The 15,112-nt window shown below is 33.6% G+C and carries 17 protein-coding genes; 12 read left to right on the top strand and 5 right to left on the bottom strand.

Annotated elements, in window-relative coordinates:
• Positions 1 to 25 precede the first annotated feature (25 nt).
• The 3 genes from H8R24_RS15180 to nadC form a co-directional block, all read right to left on the bottom strand.
• The gene (locus H8R24_RS15180) at positions 26 to 454 is read right to left on the bottom strand and encodes a DUF2147 domain-containing protein (RefSeq protein ID WP_187020711.1); all 429 of its coding nucleotides are present in this window, start codon (positions 452 to 454) and stop codon (positions 26 to 28) included.
• Between the two features lie 106 nt (positions 455 to 560).
• Positions 561 to 1,496 carry a YihY/virulence factor BrkB family protein gene (locus H8R24_RS15175; protein WP_187020709.1) on the bottom strand — a complete coding sequence of 312 codons (936 nt, stop codon included), beginning with the start codon at positions 1,494 to 1,496 and terminating at the stop codon, positions 561 to 563.
• Positions 1,497 to 1,547: 51 nt separating this feature from the next.
• Complete coding sequence (gene nadC / locus H8R24_RS15170; protein ID WP_187020707.1) at positions 1,548 to 2,405, bottom strand: carboxylating nicotinate-nucleotide diphosphorylase; 858 nt, start codon at positions 2,403 to 2,405, stop codon at positions 1,548 to 1,550.
• A gap of 272 nt (positions 2,406 to 2,677) precedes the next feature.
• Between nadC and H8R24_RS15165 the strand changes: the two genes are divergently transcribed.
• The 4 genes from H8R24_RS15165 to rlmH all read left to right on the top strand — a co-directional run bounded on the left by H8R24_RS15165 (position 2,678) and on the right by rlmH (position 6,979).
• Positions 2,678 to 4,603 carry a mechanosensitive ion channel domain-containing protein gene (locus tag H8R24_RS15165; protein ID WP_222617414.1) on the top strand — a complete coding sequence of 642 codons (1,926 nt, stop codon included), beginning with the start codon at positions 2,678 to 2,680 and terminating at the stop codon, positions 4,601 to 4,603.
• A 147-nt stretch (positions 4,604 to 4,750) separates the two neighbouring features.
• Positions 4,751 to 6,172: an amidohydrolase family protein gene (locus tag H8R24_RS15160; protein ID WP_187020704.1), complete on the top strand. Its 1,422-nt coding sequence runs from the start codon at positions 4,751 to 4,753 to the stop codon at positions 6,170 to 6,172.
• A 7-nt stretch (positions 6,173 to 6,179) separates the two neighbouring features.
• Positions 6,180 to 6,509 carry an antibiotic biosynthesis monooxygenase family protein gene (locus H8R24_RS15155; protein WP_187020702.1) on the top strand — a complete coding sequence of 110 codons (330 nt, stop codon included), beginning with the start codon at positions 6,180 to 6,182 and terminating at the stop codon, positions 6,507 to 6,509.
• Complete coding sequence (gene rlmH / locus H8R24_RS15150) at positions 6,506 to 6,979, top strand: 23S rRNA (pseudouridine(1915)-N(3))-methyltransferase RlmH (protein WP_187020700.1); 474 nt, start codon at positions 6,506 to 6,508, stop codon at positions 6,977 to 6,979. Before H8R24_RS15155 ends, rlmH begins: the two co-directional genes overlap by 4 nt.
• Positions 6,980 to 6,985: 6 nt before the next feature.
• On the opposite strand, the gene H8R24_RS15145 is transcribed toward rlmH, so the two are convergent.
• Both H8R24_RS15145 and folP read right to left on the bottom strand, forming a co-directional pair.
• Positions 6,986 to 7,633: a hypothetical protein gene (locus tag H8R24_RS15145; protein ID WP_225876837.1), complete on the bottom strand. Its 648-nt coding sequence runs from the start codon at positions 7,631 to 7,633 to the stop codon at positions 6,986 to 6,988.
• Positions 7,630 to 8,457: a dihydropteroate synthase gene (folP, locus tag H8R24_RS15140; RefSeq protein ID WP_187020698.1), complete on the bottom strand. Its 828-nt coding sequence runs from the start codon at positions 8,455 to 8,457 to the stop codon at positions 7,630 to 7,632. Before folP ends, H8R24_RS15145 begins: the two co-directional genes overlap by 4 nt.
• A gap of 148 nt (positions 8,458 to 8,605) precedes the next feature.
• Here folP and H8R24_RS15135 point away from each other — a divergent pair, with 148 nt between their 5' ends.
• From H8R24_RS15135 to H8R24_RS15100, 8 genes are all read left to right on the top strand, one after another.
• Positions 8,606 to 9,151, top strand: a complete 546-nt coding sequence (locus H8R24_RS15135; protein WP_187020695.1) for a DUF1599 domain-containing protein — start codon at positions 8,606 to 8,608, stop codon at positions 9,149 to 9,151.
• Positions 9,151 to 10,251 carry a BT_3928 family protein gene (locus H8R24_RS15130; RefSeq protein WP_187020693.1) on the top strand — a complete coding sequence of 367 codons (1,101 nt, stop codon included), beginning with the start codon at positions 9,151 to 9,153 and terminating at the stop codon, positions 10,249 to 10,251. The genes H8R24_RS15135 and H8R24_RS15130 overlap by 1 nt, the downstream gene beginning before the upstream one ends.
• Before the next feature lie 208 nt (positions 10,252 to 10,459).
• Positions 10,460 to 10,960, top strand: a complete 501-nt coding sequence (locus H8R24_RS15125) for a TlpA family protein disulfide reductase (protein WP_187020691.1) — start codon at positions 10,460 to 10,462, stop codon at positions 10,958 to 10,960.
• A gap of 48 nt (positions 10,961 to 11,008) precedes the next feature.
• Positions 11,009 to 11,761, top strand: coding sequence for a triose-phosphate isomerase (gene tpiA, locus H8R24_RS15120; protein ID WP_187020689.1), 753 nt, complete (start codon positions 11,009 to 11,011; stop codon positions 11,759 to 11,761).
• Positions 11,762 to 11,867: 106 nt separating this feature from the next.
• Entirely contained in the window at positions 11,868 to 12,728 is an 861-nt protein-coding gene (prmA, locus tag H8R24_RS15115) for a 50S ribosomal protein L11 methyltransferase (protein ID WP_187020687.1), read from the top strand.
• A gap of 42 nt (positions 12,729 to 12,770) precedes the next feature.
• Positions 12,771 to 13,046 (top strand): ATP-dependent Clp protease adaptor ClpS, encoded by a 276-nt coding sequence (locus H8R24_RS15110; protein WP_187020685.1) that lies wholly within the window; start codon positions 12,771 to 12,773, stop codon positions 13,044 to 13,046.
• Between the two features lie 97 nt (positions 13,047 to 13,143).
• Complete coding sequence (locus H8R24_RS15105; RefSeq protein ID WP_187020683.1) at positions 13,144 to 14,388, top strand: sterol desaturase family protein; 1,245 nt, start codon at positions 13,144 to 13,146, stop codon at positions 14,386 to 14,388.
• Positions 14,389 to 14,424: 36 nt separating this feature from the next.
• Positions 14,425 to 15,039, top strand: a complete 615-nt coding sequence (locus H8R24_RS15100; RefSeq protein WP_187020681.1) for a lysoplasmalogenase — start codon at positions 14,425 to 14,427, stop codon at positions 15,037 to 15,039.
• Positions 15,040 to 15,112: the final 73 nt, after the last annotated feature.

Raw genomic sequence — 15,112 nt, 5'->3', positions numbered from 1 at the left:
TTTAAAAAAAGTAAAATAGTACCTATTATTTCACTCTATGCCAGTATTGCGTTCTACCTAATAGTGAAAAACCAATATAACCTCTTACCTTGAGTTTATTCGTATTTTCTAAAACCATTAAGCATTTGTACACTTTTCCGTTTTTAGGGTCTAAAATTTTTCCAGAATTATACTCCTCACCATCTTTTGAAAGCCCTTTTACTACTGTCAAACCTAAGATTGGCTTATTAGCATCTTCTCCTTCACAGTTTTGACAAAGATCTTTCTTATGGTTTTTATCTAAAATTTCGATTACTTTTCCATAAATCTTACCCGATTTCTCATAAATTTCTATAATCGACTTCGCATCACCTGTTTCGTCATCAATTGTTTTCCATTTACCTGTAATGCTTTGACTTTGTGAATAAAAAAGTGATGTTATAAAAAGGGCTAAGATTGTAATTGTTTTTTTCATGATTTTATTTTTAATTTAATTTTCAATCGCTTTGTGCGATATCTTGTGTGTATTGACACAATAACTGTGCTAATGTAAGGATTCTATATAAAAAAAAACAAGCTTTTTAATCAATCTCCGTATTTTGGTTTTTCATTTTTAGCTTATTTATCGCCGCATTTAACTCAAATCCTAACAGCAATACCATGCAATTTATCCATATATAGAACATGACTATCAACAAAGTACCTATAGATCCATACAATTGATTGTACTGTGAAAAACGAATGACCCATATCCCGAAAAAATACGAAATAATAATCGTTAATATAGTCGTGAATATAGAGCCTACCGAAATGAATGCTCTGCCTTTTTCATGTTTGGTCCCAAATTTAAAAAGTATTGAGGTCGTTAATAATATCATTAGAATCAAAAAGCCATATCGGCCCAAAACCATCAAAGGAATTTGATCATTTAAAACTTGATGGGCATTTAGCTTTTGGATAAAAACCTCAAACACTACGATTACCGCAACAGTTAAAATCAACAAGAAAGAAAGGAGCAACGACATCCCTACAGCAACCACATACTGTCTCACAATTCCTCTTTTTACTGTTATATGCTTCGCATTCTCAAATCCAGCAAGGGTTGCATTCAACCCATTTGCCATCAATAAAATTGACAATAAAAAACCCCAAGACAATAAGCCTGAATGACTATTATGCAGGATGTCATCAATAATATTAGCTATTGCATAATAGGTATTAGGCGGCACCGTTTCGGAAACAAACTTCAAGAAATCATCTTGAAAATCTGCAATAGGTATATAAGGTATAAGGTTTAAAATAAATAATGCAAAAGGAAACAAGGCCATAAAGAAACTAAAGGCTATAGAACCAGCACGATTTGACAATGCTCCTTGACCAATACCTATACCATACAATTCAAGTAAGTCATACAGTGTATATCCTTGTAGCCCCGGAAGCTTGACTTTTTTTAAATACTTAGCAATGCTCCGCAACACAGGGATTTTATCGATATATAGTTCTATTTTTTTTGACATTAATTATCTTATAGTTTAAAAATGAAGCTGCACAACTCTTGTGAATTTTAGTTAAATTGCTTTTAAACTTAAATCCATATTATACACTGAGTGCGTAAGCGCACCTGACGAAATATAATTCACACCACATTCGGCATAATTACGAATTGTTTCTTCATTTATATTTCCAGACGATTCCGTCAAGCAAGAATCACCTATTAAGGCCACCGCTTTTTTCGTAGTATCGTAATCAAAATTATCCAAAAGTATGCGATACACCCCTTTGCTCGCTAAAATTTCGGCAACTTCTCCTAGATTCCTTGCTTCTACGATGATTTTTAAATCTCTATTTGTTTGCTTCAAATATTCTTTGGTTTTAGCTATTGCCAAAGCAATTCCTCCTGCAAAATCAATGTGATTATCCTTTAACATAATCATATCATACAAAGCAAATCGGTGATTCTCTCCTCCTCCTATTTGCACAGCCCATTTTTCGGCAACTCGAAAACCAGGCGTCGTTTTACGAGTGTCTAGTACCGTTGTATTTGTTCCTGCTAATAGCTTAACATAACTATTGGTTTTAGTGGCTATTGCCGACATTCTTTGCATCGAATTTAAAACCATTCTTTCTGCTTTCAAAATTGACTGAGAGCTGCCGCTTACATGAAAAACAACATCGCCATATTTTACTGGAGTTCCATCTTCAATAAATGTTTCTACTTGCATGCTAGGATCTACATAATCAAATATCATTTTAGCAAATTCAACGCCAGCAATTATCCCTTCATCTTTTACAAGCAACTTTGCTTTTCCTTGTGCCGAAGCAGGAATACAAGCAAGAGAACTATGATCTCCATCACCTACATCTTCACGGATCGCATTCGAAATTAATATTTGCAACTCTTTTTCAAATTGTGCTTTGCTAATCATTTTATACGTTTTTTTTATATAATGCTAATGTAGGATATTTTTTGTTGATTCTAAAATTAGTTTAAAAACCCACCGAAAATCAGTACCAAAAACTGCCCTTTTGCTTTCTTAACGAACATGCAATTATTTGTACATCAATTAAATATTCTAATTCCCTAAAATATTCTTAAAAATAAAAAACGCTTCCATAAAATAAACTTATTTTTACTTCCATTATTTTTTTGAAATAGTAGTACTCTAGTTTTAACTATTTCTCCAAAAAAACGACACTTATGCTACTAAATGATGTGCCTTACTCCTGCTCTCAAAACATACAAAAATCTTGGATGACAAATTCTAAGCTATTGCTTTACACCTTCGTTTTATTGCTACTTCATAGCATTTCTTTTGCACAACAAGACAGCATTAATAAAGTAAATGACTCTTTGAATGCCGCTATTATAAAAAACTTCAATGAAAAACTAGCGACTACTGAAACCCAAAGGGTAAAAGATTCTATTAAAAAATCAGACTTAGAGAAGCAAATTTCATCCTTAAAAACAACTGACAATCTTAAGAAAGAAGAGTTACAAAAACAACTGGAGCAACTAAATTCGAAAGAAATAAAACGAATTGCCGACAAAAAAGCACAAATAAACGCACTACGTCTTACTGCAAAATCATACCCCGTTATTGGTTTTTTTAATGATACTTTGTTTACAATATACAATAAATTGGGAAGCTTTTCAGCAAAAGATAGAGCCGATGCCATCACCGCTAGAATACAAAACCTAGCCACACATTATGGTTTTACAGCGGATTCATTAGCCATCAACGAAGCCGAAACCACCGTAGATCTCGTTTACAAAGAAAATATAATTATCAGCATCTCTGAAAATGACGCTCTTTGGAACAACACTTCAAAACTGGAACTGGCCAAAAAATACCATTCCATCATCACCAAAGCGATTGCACATTACTTAGTAGAAACCAGCTCTACAACTTTGACAAGGGAGATCGCAATGGCTTTAGGTGTAATCTTTATAATGTTTATCTTATTATTCTACCTTATTAAATTGTTTAGATGGACAGCAAGTAAGATTGAACAAGAAGAAAACATTAAGATTAAGGGAATAAAAATTAGAAATTTCACCTTGTTTGACGCTAAGCAACAGGTAAATGCACTACTTAATGTCAATACTACAATAAAATGGTTACTGATCATTTTATCAGTTTATATAGCATTACCTATATTATTTGGTATTTTCCCTTGGACTAAGGATTTTGCCGCAACACTCTTTGGATACATCCTAAACCCTTTGAGAAAAATAGCGTATGGTTTCTGGAATTACCTTCCCAATTTGATAACCATTCTGGTAATTCTTTTTGTTTTTAGATATGTATTTAAAGCAATTAGTTTCCTTAAAAACGAAATTCAAAAAGGAAATTTGGAAATACCAGGTTTTTACGCCGATTGGGCAAATCCAACCTACCAAATTATTCGCGTTATTGTTTTTGCTTTTATGGTGATTGTTATTTTTCCATATCTACCGGGTAGCGACTCCCCTATTTTTCAAGGAGTATCGGTCTTTCTAGGGTTTTTATTTACGTTTGGATCCGCAGGATCGCTTTCGAATATAGTTGCAGGACTAATACTAACATATATGCGATTATTTAAAATTGGAGACCGGGTAAAAATTGGCGATGTAACCGGAGATATTATCGAAAAATCATTGCTAGTAACCCGTATTAGAACAATAAAAAACGAGATTATTTCGATTCCCAACTCGACAGTAATGAGCAGTCACACCATTAACTATAGCAGTGACGCACCAGAGAAAGGGTTGATTATACACTCTACAATAACGATAGGTTATGATGTGCCTTGGAAAGATATGCATGCAGCACTAATCGAGGCCGCCCTAAAAACTGAATTTGTACTGCAAGACCCAAAACCTTTCGTACTTCAAACCAGTTTGGACGATTTTTATGTATCCTATGAAATCAACGCGTACATCAAAGAACCGAATAAGCAAGCCGTAATTTATTCAAATTTACATCAAAACATACAAGATAGTTGCAATGAACGTCAAATTGAAATCATGTCTCCGCATTATCGTGCTGCGAGAGATGGAAGCAAAACAACCATTCCAGAATCCTACTTAGACCCAAATTACCAAGCTCCTCCTTTTAATATCAACATCGAAAAGAAGGAATAAACTTTTTTTATCTACCAATAGTGCCATTACTCCCTTTTACAATTCAATAAAACACCAACCTCTATTAAGGTTGCTGTTCTAGCTGGTTTTTTATATTCTATTTATACCTTATATTTGTCCAAATTTTGTACAAAAAAAAACGCTCCTATGAAGGTAATCTATACTTTGGTTTTTTCGGTTTTATTTCAGGTTGGTTATTCACAATCAACAGTAAACCAGTATTTTGAAAAAATCAGAAACAATGAAGCAGCATTAACTGCTTTCTTTTCTCAAATGCCAAAAGGTGGTGACTTACACCATCATTATAGTGGTTCAATCTATGCCGAACCATTATTAAATGAGGCTATTGCTGCTAATTTCTACCTGAACACAGCCACAATGGAAGTGCTGAAAGAAAAACCCGCTACTGGAAACTGGGAACTTTTCTCGACACTTAAAAGCAGAGGCGAACTGAATGCTTACAAGCAAAAAATAATGGAAAAATGGTCTGTTAAGGACTATAATTATGTGAATTACCCTTCTGATAAATTGTTTTTTGAATCTTTCGGGAAATTTAGTCCTGCCATAGCTGGTAACTTCGGGCAGGGATTATTAGAACTTAAAAACAGAGCCCTTTCTGAAAATGTGACTTATATCGAGACACAGCTTTCAACCATTCCTGCCAATATAAAAACAGATGATTTAATAGATTTTAATGCTAAATTGAGAGCATTAGCAACTACGAGAGACGACGCTGGAGTAACTAAGCTATTAGATTCTGTTTATAAAACGATTCTAACAAGAGATGCCGCAGTTTATGCCGAAGATTTCAATACTAATTTTGTTGCAAAAATGCACAATGACTTGAAAATTGATAACGATCGTTTTACGATGCGCTATCAAAACTTTGTGCTGCGTTTTATGGAACCAGTTGACTTATTCAAGAACTTAGTCGTTGCTTTTATTTCGGCAAATACTAGCCCGCTTATGGCTGGTGTTAATATTGTTTCTCCGGAAGATGGCGAAACATCTATGAAAGATTATTGGTTGCATATGGTGATGTTTAAATACTGCCACAGTCAATTTCCTACGGTCAAATATTCTATGCATGCTGGAGAACTTACACTGGGATTAGTACAACCAGAGGATTTAACTTGGCACATTGCAGATGCTGTTCACGTTGCGGGTGCTTACCGCATTGGGCATGGAGTCGATATGGCCTATGAAGCTAAGTCGTATGAACTTTTACGCTTCATGGCTAAAAACAACATCGCTATCGAAATTAATTTAGTGAGTAACGAATTCATTTTAAAAGTAAAAGAAAACCGTCATCCTATTAGTCTATACAAAGAATTTGGTGTTCCAATAGTGATTAGTACTGATGATGCAGGTATTTTGAGAACAAATATGACCGAACAATATGTACTGTTAGCCAAAAGATACAAAGATGTTTCGTACTCAAATATTAAAAAATACGTTTACAACAGCATCTACTACAGTTTCATTCAAGATGAAACCTTAAAGAAAAAATTATTAGACAATTTAGACGATCGCTTTAAAGAGTTTGAAGCTAACTTTCCCGCCAAATAATAGGGGTATGATCTTGGAAACAGCCCTACTGCAAGTAAAAAAAGATTGTGAAAAACAATTTGAAGCCGATTTTAAAAAAGCCGGACAATACATTAGTGTTATTGACGGCTATTTAGGGCATAGTTTGAAAAAATGTATAGAGCAAGAAAACAAGTATTTACTACTTGTGCAATGGGAAAAACTAGAAGATCATACCATCGGTTTTAGACAATCTAAACAATACATCAAATGGAAAAACCTACTACATCATTATTATGATCCGTTTCCTATTGTTGAGCATTATGAAACAGTTATAGCAAACAATCCAATTATATCCTTTGAAAATCCTGCAGAATGAATATTAAACTCATCGCCATTGGTAAAACCGATAACAAAGCCTTACAATCTTTAATAGACGATTACACCAAGCGTTTGTCGTTTTATATCAAGTTTGATCTGGAAGTTATACCCGATATAAAAAATGTAAAAAACTTATCCGAAAGTCAGCAAAAAGAAAAAGAAGGAGAATTGATTTTATCTAAAATTACTCCTACTGACCAACTAATTCTATTGGATGAAAACGGTAAAAACTTCTCAAGTGTTGGTTTTTCAGAAGAACTACAAAAAAAAATGAATTCTGGTGTAAAAACTTTAGTCTTTGTAATTGGAGGCCCGTATGGATTTTCGGACACTGTTTATGCTAAAGCAAAAGGTAAAATATCGCTTTCGTTAATGACATTCTCACACCAAATGGTGCGCCTGTTTTTCATCGAGCAGTTGTACCGAGGTTTTACGATTTTAAGAAACGAACCTTATCATCATCAATAAATAAATTTACTTAACAACTCCAGTTTCATAAATAAACTCTTTTGGGGCTTCTTTCGTAAAAGAATCTATTTCTCGTGTTTCAATCTTTGCTTGTAAATATTCGCCAAAAGGCATATTCTGATCAAAAGCTAAAATAATTTCGGGCATTACAGCAAAATCGATGCTATTGATATAACTCAAAATCTCCGTTCTCTTGATGGTTTTATTATTGACTAAAACCGTATTTGTACCTTTTTTAAAGTAGAAAATAAAACCGCTTTTTTCTGGTTTTTCAATTTTATAGTACACATTTGTAAAAGGAATAAAAGCCATGTTTTTACCAATAGTATCCGCATAAGCGTAATAATTCTCGGCCAATTCATTTTTATGAGCTACTTCTTCCCGTTTTTTAGTTTGTAATTTAATCACCTCTGGCATTACCAATCGCAAGGGTAATCTTTTATCAATATTCAAAATCCAGTTGGTACTGATGATGCTATTTTTTCTATTCACTTCGGCCACTGTATCCTTGTCCTTGGTTCTAAAAAAAATATAAATCGACGAATGATCTTGTACATCACCTACAATAGTATGACTTGATTTTGGCAGTAATATCTCTTCTTTATTACCACATGAAAACAATAAAAAAACAACAATCAGACTTATATATTTCATTTTAAATTTATTTTATTCCACAATTGAACACATTCTACCGCTTCCTTGACATCATGCACTCTTACTATTCGGGCACCTTTATTTAAACCAATAATATTCAACACAGTCGTCCCATTTAAAGCTTGATCAGCGGATGTATCTAATAGTTTATAAATCATAGATTTTCGTGAAAAACCAGCTAAAAACGGTAATTCAAGGCTACTAAACAACTCTAGCTTACGTACTATCTCATAATTTTGATCTACTGTTTTAGCAAAGCCAAAACCGGGATCAATAATCAAGTCGTTAATACCAAAAGTTCTTGCTTTGGCTATTTTTTCTGAAAAGTAAAATAAGATTTCCTTGACTATATCATCATAATCCGTCATGGTTTGCATCGTTTGCGGTGTGCCGCGCATGTGCATCATGATATAAGGTACATTGTACTTGCCCACCACCTCAAACATGCGATCATCAAGATCTCCAGCGCTGATATCATTGATAATTGCAGCCCCTTTTTCAATACAAGCTTGAGCAACTTCACTTCTAAACGTATCTATAGATAGTAGGGCTTCGGGAAAATTATTTACGATCCTCTCGACAACAGGAACAATTCTCGCGAGCTCCTCCTCGACTGTCACAGCATCGGCATTGGGTTTACTCGAATATGCACCCACATCAATAAAAGTAGCACCATCGTTAAGCATTTTTTCTACCTGTGATAGTATTTCGCTTTCAGTTTTATACTTCCCACCATCGAAAAAAGAGTTGGGTGTGATATTCAAAATCCCCATCACCCTAGGATGCGTTAAATCAATCAGTTTACCTTTGCAATTTATTGTCATTCATTCCTGGTTTTGTAATTCTGGAAAAAAGTTTAGTCCACGACAATCGCAAAACAAATGGATTAGCACAACTTTAAACTTTAAACCCTTAACTTTTTTAAAATTTATCCCTATTTTTGAGCAAATTTTAGACAAATATACATCAATAATGAAGAATACTTCTCAAGAATATGATAACATAGTCGCAATTTGTCGTTCGCTATTTATCAATAAAATGAAAGATTACGGCAGTGCTTGGCGCATTTTGAGATTGCCCTCATTAACAGACCAAATTTTCATTAAAGCACAAAGAATTCGTAGTTTACAAGAAAATGAAATTCGCAAAGTAGATGAAGATGAGACAGGAGAGTTCATTGGAATTATCAATTATTCCATCATGGCATTGATTCAATTAGAGTTAGGTGTCGTAGATCAACCCGATCTAAATGTTGAAAAAGCAACCGCATTTTATGACATGCAGATAAAGTTAACCAAAGACTTAATGGAAGCTAAAAATCACGATTATGGTGAAGCTTGGCGCGAAATGCGCGTTAGCTCATTGACTGATTTGATTTTGCAAAAGCTCCTTCGAGTAAAACAAATAGAAGATAATAAAGGAAAAACCTTGGTTTCTGAAGGAATTGATGCCAACTACCAAGACATGATCAATTACTCCATTTTTGCACTTATTTTAATGAATTTTAAAGGAAAATAATGAAAAACCTAATTACACAAATTTCTCGAATTTTCGTAGGCTTACTCTTTATAATCTCGGGACTTATAAAACTCAATGACCCTGTAGGATTCTCCTATAAACTGGCCGAATATTTTAGTGAACCCGTTTTTAACATGCCCTTTTTAGTACCATTCGCTTTAGGATTGGCATTGTTTTTAGTAATTGTCGAAGTGGTGCTAGGTGTCATGTTGCTGATAGGTTATAAGTCTAAATTTACGATTTGGAGTTTACTATTGATGATCGTATTCTTTACCTTTTTAACATTCTATTCGGCTTACTATGATGTAGTAAAAGATTGTGGTTGTTTTGGTGACGCACTACACTTAACGCCTTGGGAATCATTTACTAAAGATATTGTACTATTGTTTTTCATCTTGATTCTATTTATTAATAAAGCGCTAGTTAAACCTTTATTTCAAAACGGGTTACAAAATATAATTGCTTATCTATCTATAATACTATGTATGTTTATGGCTGTTTGGGTACTTAACCATTTGCCAATCATTGATTTTAGACCTTATAAAGTAGGCACTAATATCGAAAAAGGAATGGAAATTCCAGAAGGTGCGCCAAAATCGGTTGTGGAAATGATTTTTATCTACAATGTAAACGGCGTCAATACTGAGTTTACCGAAAAAGATTTAATGGCCTTACCCGAAGGAGCAACATTTGTAGACCGAAAAGATAAGGTAATCACCGAAGGCTATGTTCCTCCTATCCACGATTTCACAATGATGAAAGAGGATTCAGATTATAAAGAAGAACTGTTGAAAGAGCCCAAACTACTAATGATTGTTACCTATGACCTAAAAATTGCCGAAGATAGCGGGATGAAAGTTTTAGAAAAACTAAACCAAGACGCTAAAGCAAAAGGATATAAAGTAGTTGGAATGACAAACTCATTAGACGAAGATATTGCTAAAGCCAAGAAAAAATACGGCTTGCAATTTGATTTTTATACCTGTGACGCAATTGCATTAAAAACAATCGAAAGATCAAATCCAAGTATTGTAATTCTAGAAAATGGAACAATCAAGCAAAAAGTACATTACAATGACATTGCCGATTTAAAACTGTAATTCAAACTTATTGCGTGCCTCAATCAATGGTACCTCTACATGTTTACACCTTACAAAACCACGTTTGAGCTAGAATCAGCGTGGTTTTTTGTTTTATAACTCGCTAAATTATTAACTATAACGTTATTTTTATTTTCGATTTCCAAATTAATATTAATCTGTATATCTCTATCAAATTGTTTGTTTAACTTTACAAAAATTAAATTTTATGAAAAAAATCATCCCTATACTTATAGCATTTGCAATTTGTTCTTGTTCGAATTCGTCTGCACAAAAAACAAAATTCACAAAAAAAGCATTAGAAACAACTTTACTGACGCCAGAAGGTAGTCAAATGGCTTTTAAAGACATTGTTAAAAAAGCGGAAGGAAAAACGGTAGTAATTGAAGTATGGGCTTCATGGTGCGGAGATTGCGTTAAAGCAATGCCTAAATTAAAAGAGCTACAAGCTGCGAATCCTGATGTAAGTTATGTATTTATTTCAATGGATAAAGCCGCTGATAAATGGAAAGCTGGAATCGAAAAACACGAGTTAAAAGGAGATCATTATATGGCAAATGACCAAATGAAAGGCGTATTTGCAAAAGCGATCGACTTAGACTGGATACCTAGATATATTGTACTGGATAAAACAGGTAAAATTGTATTGTACAGAGCGATTGAAACTGATTTTGATAAAATCAATGCTACTTTGGCAGCGCTAAAGTAATTATAAAACGAAACTAAAAACAAAATTCAAAATATAACAAAAACTAAAATGAGAAAAAAGATAGTTGCAGGAAACTGGAAAATGCATAAAAATGCAGAGCAAACAGAAGATTTATTGAATGATTTAATTGCCAAAATACCTACGGATACAGCAGCAACAGTAATTGTAGCTCCAACGTTTATAAACTTGGCTTCGGCAGTTGAACATTTACAATTTACGAATATCGAAGTAGCTGCTCAAAACGTTCACCAAGCTGAAAGTGGTGCCTTTACAGGTGAAATTTCGGCTGATATGTTGAAAAGTGTAGGTGTTGATATCGTAATTCTTGGACATTCTGAACGTAGAGCGATCTTTAATGAAACAGATGCGTTAATTGCTAATAAAGTAGGTACTGCTTTGGAACATGATATGACTGTTATCTTTTGTTTTGGAGAAGAATTAAAAGACCGTCAATCAAAAAATCATTTCAATATTGTTGAAAATCAATTGCGTGATGGCTTGTTTCAAATCGAAGCTAAAGATTGGGAAAAAGTTATTCTTGCTTATGAGCCTGTATGGGCAATTGGAACTGGTGAAACTGCTTCGCCAGAACAAGCACAGGAAATGCATGAATTCATTAGAGAAACGGTTCGTAAAAACTACGGAAATGACATTGCTGAAAACGTTTCTATTCTTTACGGTGGAAGTGTTAAACCTGAAAATGCTAAAGAAATTTTCTCTAAACCAGATGTAGACGGAGGTCTTATTGGTGGTGCTGCATTAAAAGCAGATGACTTTGTTGCAATTGTGAACGCAATCTAAAAACAAAACAACATTCTTAAAAAGCGGTAAAATCTATTTTTATCGCTTTTTGTATTTTTATATAATTCCATAAAAGAGAAATACTACCTTTGCAAAAAAATTACACATGTCAAATATATACTTAGGATATCACTTTACCATTGGATCAAAAGACTCAAATACTAACGAAGAAACCAAACAACTGGCTTCGGACATATTAATTGCAGAACTAGGCGAAACTGCTTTTGAAAGTTTTACGGAAACAGAAACGGGAGTTTCGGCTTTTGTACAAAAAGATTTGTGGGACGAAATGATCCTTGAAAACATCAATATTTTAAAATCGGAAGAATTTGATATTGATTATACTTTTGAAGAAATAGACCAAGTGAACTGGAACGAAGAATGGGAAAAGAATTTTGAACCTATTGACGTAGACGGAAACTGTCATGTACGCGCTCCTTTTCATCCAAAAACCAATGCCGAATATGACATTATAATTGAACCCAAAATGAGTTTTGGAACAGGACATCACGAGACAACCCACATGATGATTCAGCATTTATTAGAAATAGATGTTACCAACATGAAAACGCTAGACATGGGATGCGGTACCGCAATTCTTGCCATCCTTGCCGAGATGAAAGGTGCACAACCTATTGATGCTATTGACATTGACAACTGGTGCTACCTAAACTCAATTGAAAACGCCGAACGCAACAATTGTAAACAGATTACCGTTTATGAAGGAGAAGCTGCTTTATTAGAAGGAAAACAATACGATTTAATCATTGCAAATATCAATAGAAACATTTTATTGAATGATATGCAAGCTTATGTTGATTGCTTGAATCCAAAAGGGACATTGCTTTTAAGTGGTTTTTATACCGAAGACATTCCGTTTATAGATGCGGCTTGTACAGAAAGAGGGTTAACTTATGTTAAAAAATTTGAAAGAAACAACTGGGTTTCATTAAAATACGTAAATTAGTACTGCTAATTTATTAATAATCAAAGTACAAAAAACAAAAAAATGAGTACTAAAGAAAAAGTAAGAGAAAAAGTAAGTCGAAAAGAAGCGCCAACATTAAACAACGAAATTATCGTTTACAATGATGATGTCAATACTTTTGACCATGTAATTGAAACTTTAATGCGGGTATGTGAGCACACTGCTGAACAAGCAGAGCAATGTTCCCTAATTGTACATTATAATGGAAAATGTACTGTAAAAACAGGACCTCTTGACAAATTAAAGCCGCAATGCACCCAATTACTTGAAGCAGGACTTAGCGCCGAAATTGTTTAATTTGACACAATAACACAGTTAAAGCATTTATTTATAACTGTAATTTAAAAAACATTCTAATTTATTCTATATTTGAGTAAATTAGAATGTTTTTTTTATGGAACAATATGGTAAAATTTTAATAATTGCTATGCCACTTTTTTTGGTATTGATTAGTATTGAAAAAATATATGACTTATACAAAGGACAGCATCATGTACCAATAATGGATAGTGTTTCTAGTATAAGTTCCGGAATTACCAATGCTGTCAAAGATGTATTAGGGCTTAGCATTACCTTTATTTCTTATGAATGGATGGTTTCAAAAATTGCCATCTATGCTATCGAGAATACAATTCTAACGTACATAATTGCTTTTATTGTCATTGATTTCTATGGATATTGGTCTCACCGACTGGCACATCAAGTTAATTTTTTTTGGAACAAGCACGCAATTCACCACAGTAGCGAAGAATTTAATTTGGCTTGTGCATTGCGACAAACTATTTCTAGTTTTGTTAATTTATTTACATTTCTGCTTATTCCCGCTGCACTCATAGGTGTTCCTGCCTCTGTGATAGCGATTACTTTACCCATACAGCTATTTTTACAGTTTTGGTATCATACTAAGCATATTAAAAAATTAGGTGTACTAGAACATATCTTAGTAACTCCATCTCATCATAGAGTACATCATGCAATTAATCCGCAATACATGGATAAAAACCATTCTCAGATCTTTATTTTTTGGGATAAGTGGTTTGGTACTTTCCAAGAAGAATTAGATACAGTTCCACCAGTTTTTGGAATTACGAGACCCGCTGGAACTTGGAACCCCATCAAAATTAATTACCAACACTTAGGTTTATTAATGGCTGATGCTTGGCGTGCCAAAAACTGGAAAGACAAATTAACCATTTGGTTCAAACCGACTGGATGGCGCCCAGAAAATTTTGAAGAAAAATATCCCATAAACAAAATTGTTGACGTGTACCAGTTTGAAAAATACGGCACCAACAATTCGCCCTTACTTACCTATTGGTCAGTGTCACAAGTTTTAATAACACTACTCTTTGTTGCTTATTTATTCAATAATGTGGCCAGTATTGGTATTCCTACTATATTTATTTACGGACTTTTTATCCTACTAACAATCTATAGTTACACTGATTTAATGGATAAAAGCAGGTTTTCGGTTTATTGGGAAGCATTGCGGATGCTTTTCGCATTTGGAATTATCTATTATTTTGGTGACTGGTTTGGTCTTAATGTCACTATACCAATAGGAACCTATTTAATAATTGCATACCTTTTGTCTTCTTTTACCATGTCCCTTTATTTTGCAGTATTCGAATTTAAATAGAAACATAACTTAGCTACCAACCTATAAACCAGCAGTATGAGACTTAAAAAATCATCAATTCCTTACATTATCTTAAGTATTATTTATTTGATCTTACTACTTATTGAGCAAGAATCCGTTAGCTGTTTTATAAAGCCTTTTTTAATTTTATCCTTAATTGTAGCGGTTATTAGTAGCGCACCATTTTCGTCTAAAAAAATACTGATTACCGCCTTAGTTTGTTCCTCAATTGGAGATATTATTTTACTATTTTCAAATCGAGGCGAAATTTACTTTTTAGGAGGTTTAATTTTCTTTTTGATTTCTCAAATAGTTTATATCTTACTTTTTAATAATCAACTTAAGTATAAAAAGAGTCAAAACAGTGCCGTTTTCTGGCTTGGGGTAACAGGCATTATCATTTATTTATTTGCAATGATCTCCATTTTATTGCCAAGCTTAGGAAGCCTGACCATACCCGTATTTGTTTACGCACTGGTTATTTGTACGATGCTTTTATTTGCTTTCAATGGCTTCCTAAATTGGGCTGCACCTGCTAGATGGTATATTTTTATAGGCGCACTTTCTTTTGTGATTTCAGACAGTTTACTCGCATTTGATAAGTTTTATGCAACGTTTTATTTTAGTTCTTTTTGGATCATGGCTAGTTAGGGCTTGCTGAAAAAGTATTCTCAATTTTCATATAACTGGATTTAATTTCACCAAATAATCACTTTCATAATTG

Origin of the sequence: Flavobacterium muglaense (assembly GCF_014305155.1) — a bacterium.
GTDB lineage: Bacteria > Bacteroidota > Bacteroidia > Flavobacteriales > Flavobacteriaceae > Flavobacterium > Flavobacterium muglaense.
Note: the sequence above shows the minus strand (reverse complement) of the source record. Positions and strands in the feature narration are given on the sequence as shown.

Bases quoted from the DNA above. Each gene is read 5' to 3' on its own strand.
- tpiA (WP_187020689.1), top strand. From the start codon at position 11,009: ATGAGAAAAAAGATAGTTGCAGGAAACTGGAAAATGCATAAAAATGCA.
- H8R24_RS15145 (WP_225876837.1), bottom strand. From the start codon at position 7,633: ATGAAATATATAAGTCTGATTGTTGTTTTTTTATTGTTTTCATGTGGT.
- H8R24_RS15135 (WP_187020695.1), top strand. From the start codon at position 8,606: ATGAAGAATACTTCTCAAGAATATGATAACATAGTCGCAATTTGTCGT.
- H8R24_RS15105 (WP_187020683.1), top strand. From the start codon at position 13,144: ATGGAACAATATGGTAAAATTTTAATAATTGCTATGCCACTTTTTTTG.
- H8R24_RS15165 (WP_222617414.1), top strand. From the start codon at position 2,678: ATGCTACTAAATGATGTGCCTTACTCCTGCTCTCAAAACATACAAAAA.
- H8R24_RS15125 (WP_187020691.1), top strand. From the start codon at position 10,460: ATGAAAAAAATCATCCCTATACTTATAGCATTTGCAATTTGTTCTTGT.
- H8R24_RS15130 (WP_187020693.1), top strand. From the start codon at position 9,151: ATGAAAAACCTAATTACACAAATTTCTCGAATTTTCGTAGGCTTACTC.
- folP (WP_187020698.1), bottom strand. From the start codon at position 8,457: ATGACAATAAATTGCAAAGGTAAACTGATTGATTTAACGCATCCTAGG.
- nadC (WP_187020707.1), bottom strand. From the start codon at position 2,405: ATGATTAGCAAAGCACAATTTGAAAAAGAGTTGCAAATATTAATTTCG.
- H8R24_RS15160 (WP_187020704.1), top strand. From the start codon at position 4,751: ATGAAGGTAATCTATACTTTGGTTTTTTCGGTTTTATTTCAGGTTGGT.
- rlmH (WP_187020700.1), top strand. From the start codon at position 6,506: ATGAATATTAAACTCATCGCCATTGGTAAAACCGATAACAAAGCCTTA.
- H8R24_RS15110 (WP_187020685.1), top strand. From the start codon at position 12,771: ATGAGTACTAAAGAAAAAGTAAGAGAAAAAGTAAGTCGAAAAGAAGCG.
- H8R24_RS15175 (WP_187020709.1), bottom strand. From the start codon at position 1,496: ATGTCAAAAAAAATAGAACTATATATCGATAAAATCCCTGTGTTGCGG.
- H8R24_RS15155 (WP_187020702.1), top strand. From the start codon at position 6,180: ATGATCTTGGAAACAGCCCTACTGCAAGTAAAAAAAGATTGTGAAAAA.
- H8R24_RS15180 (WP_187020711.1), bottom strand. From the start codon at position 454: ATGAAAAAAACAATTACAATCTTAGCCCTTTTTATAACATCACTTTTT.
- H8R24_RS15100 (WP_187020681.1), top strand. From the start codon at position 14,425: ATGAGACTTAAAAAATCATCAATTCCTTACATTATCTTAAGTATTATT.
- prmA (WP_187020687.1), top strand. From the start codon at position 11,868: ATGTCAAATATATACTTAGGATATCACTTTACCATTGGATCAAAAGAC.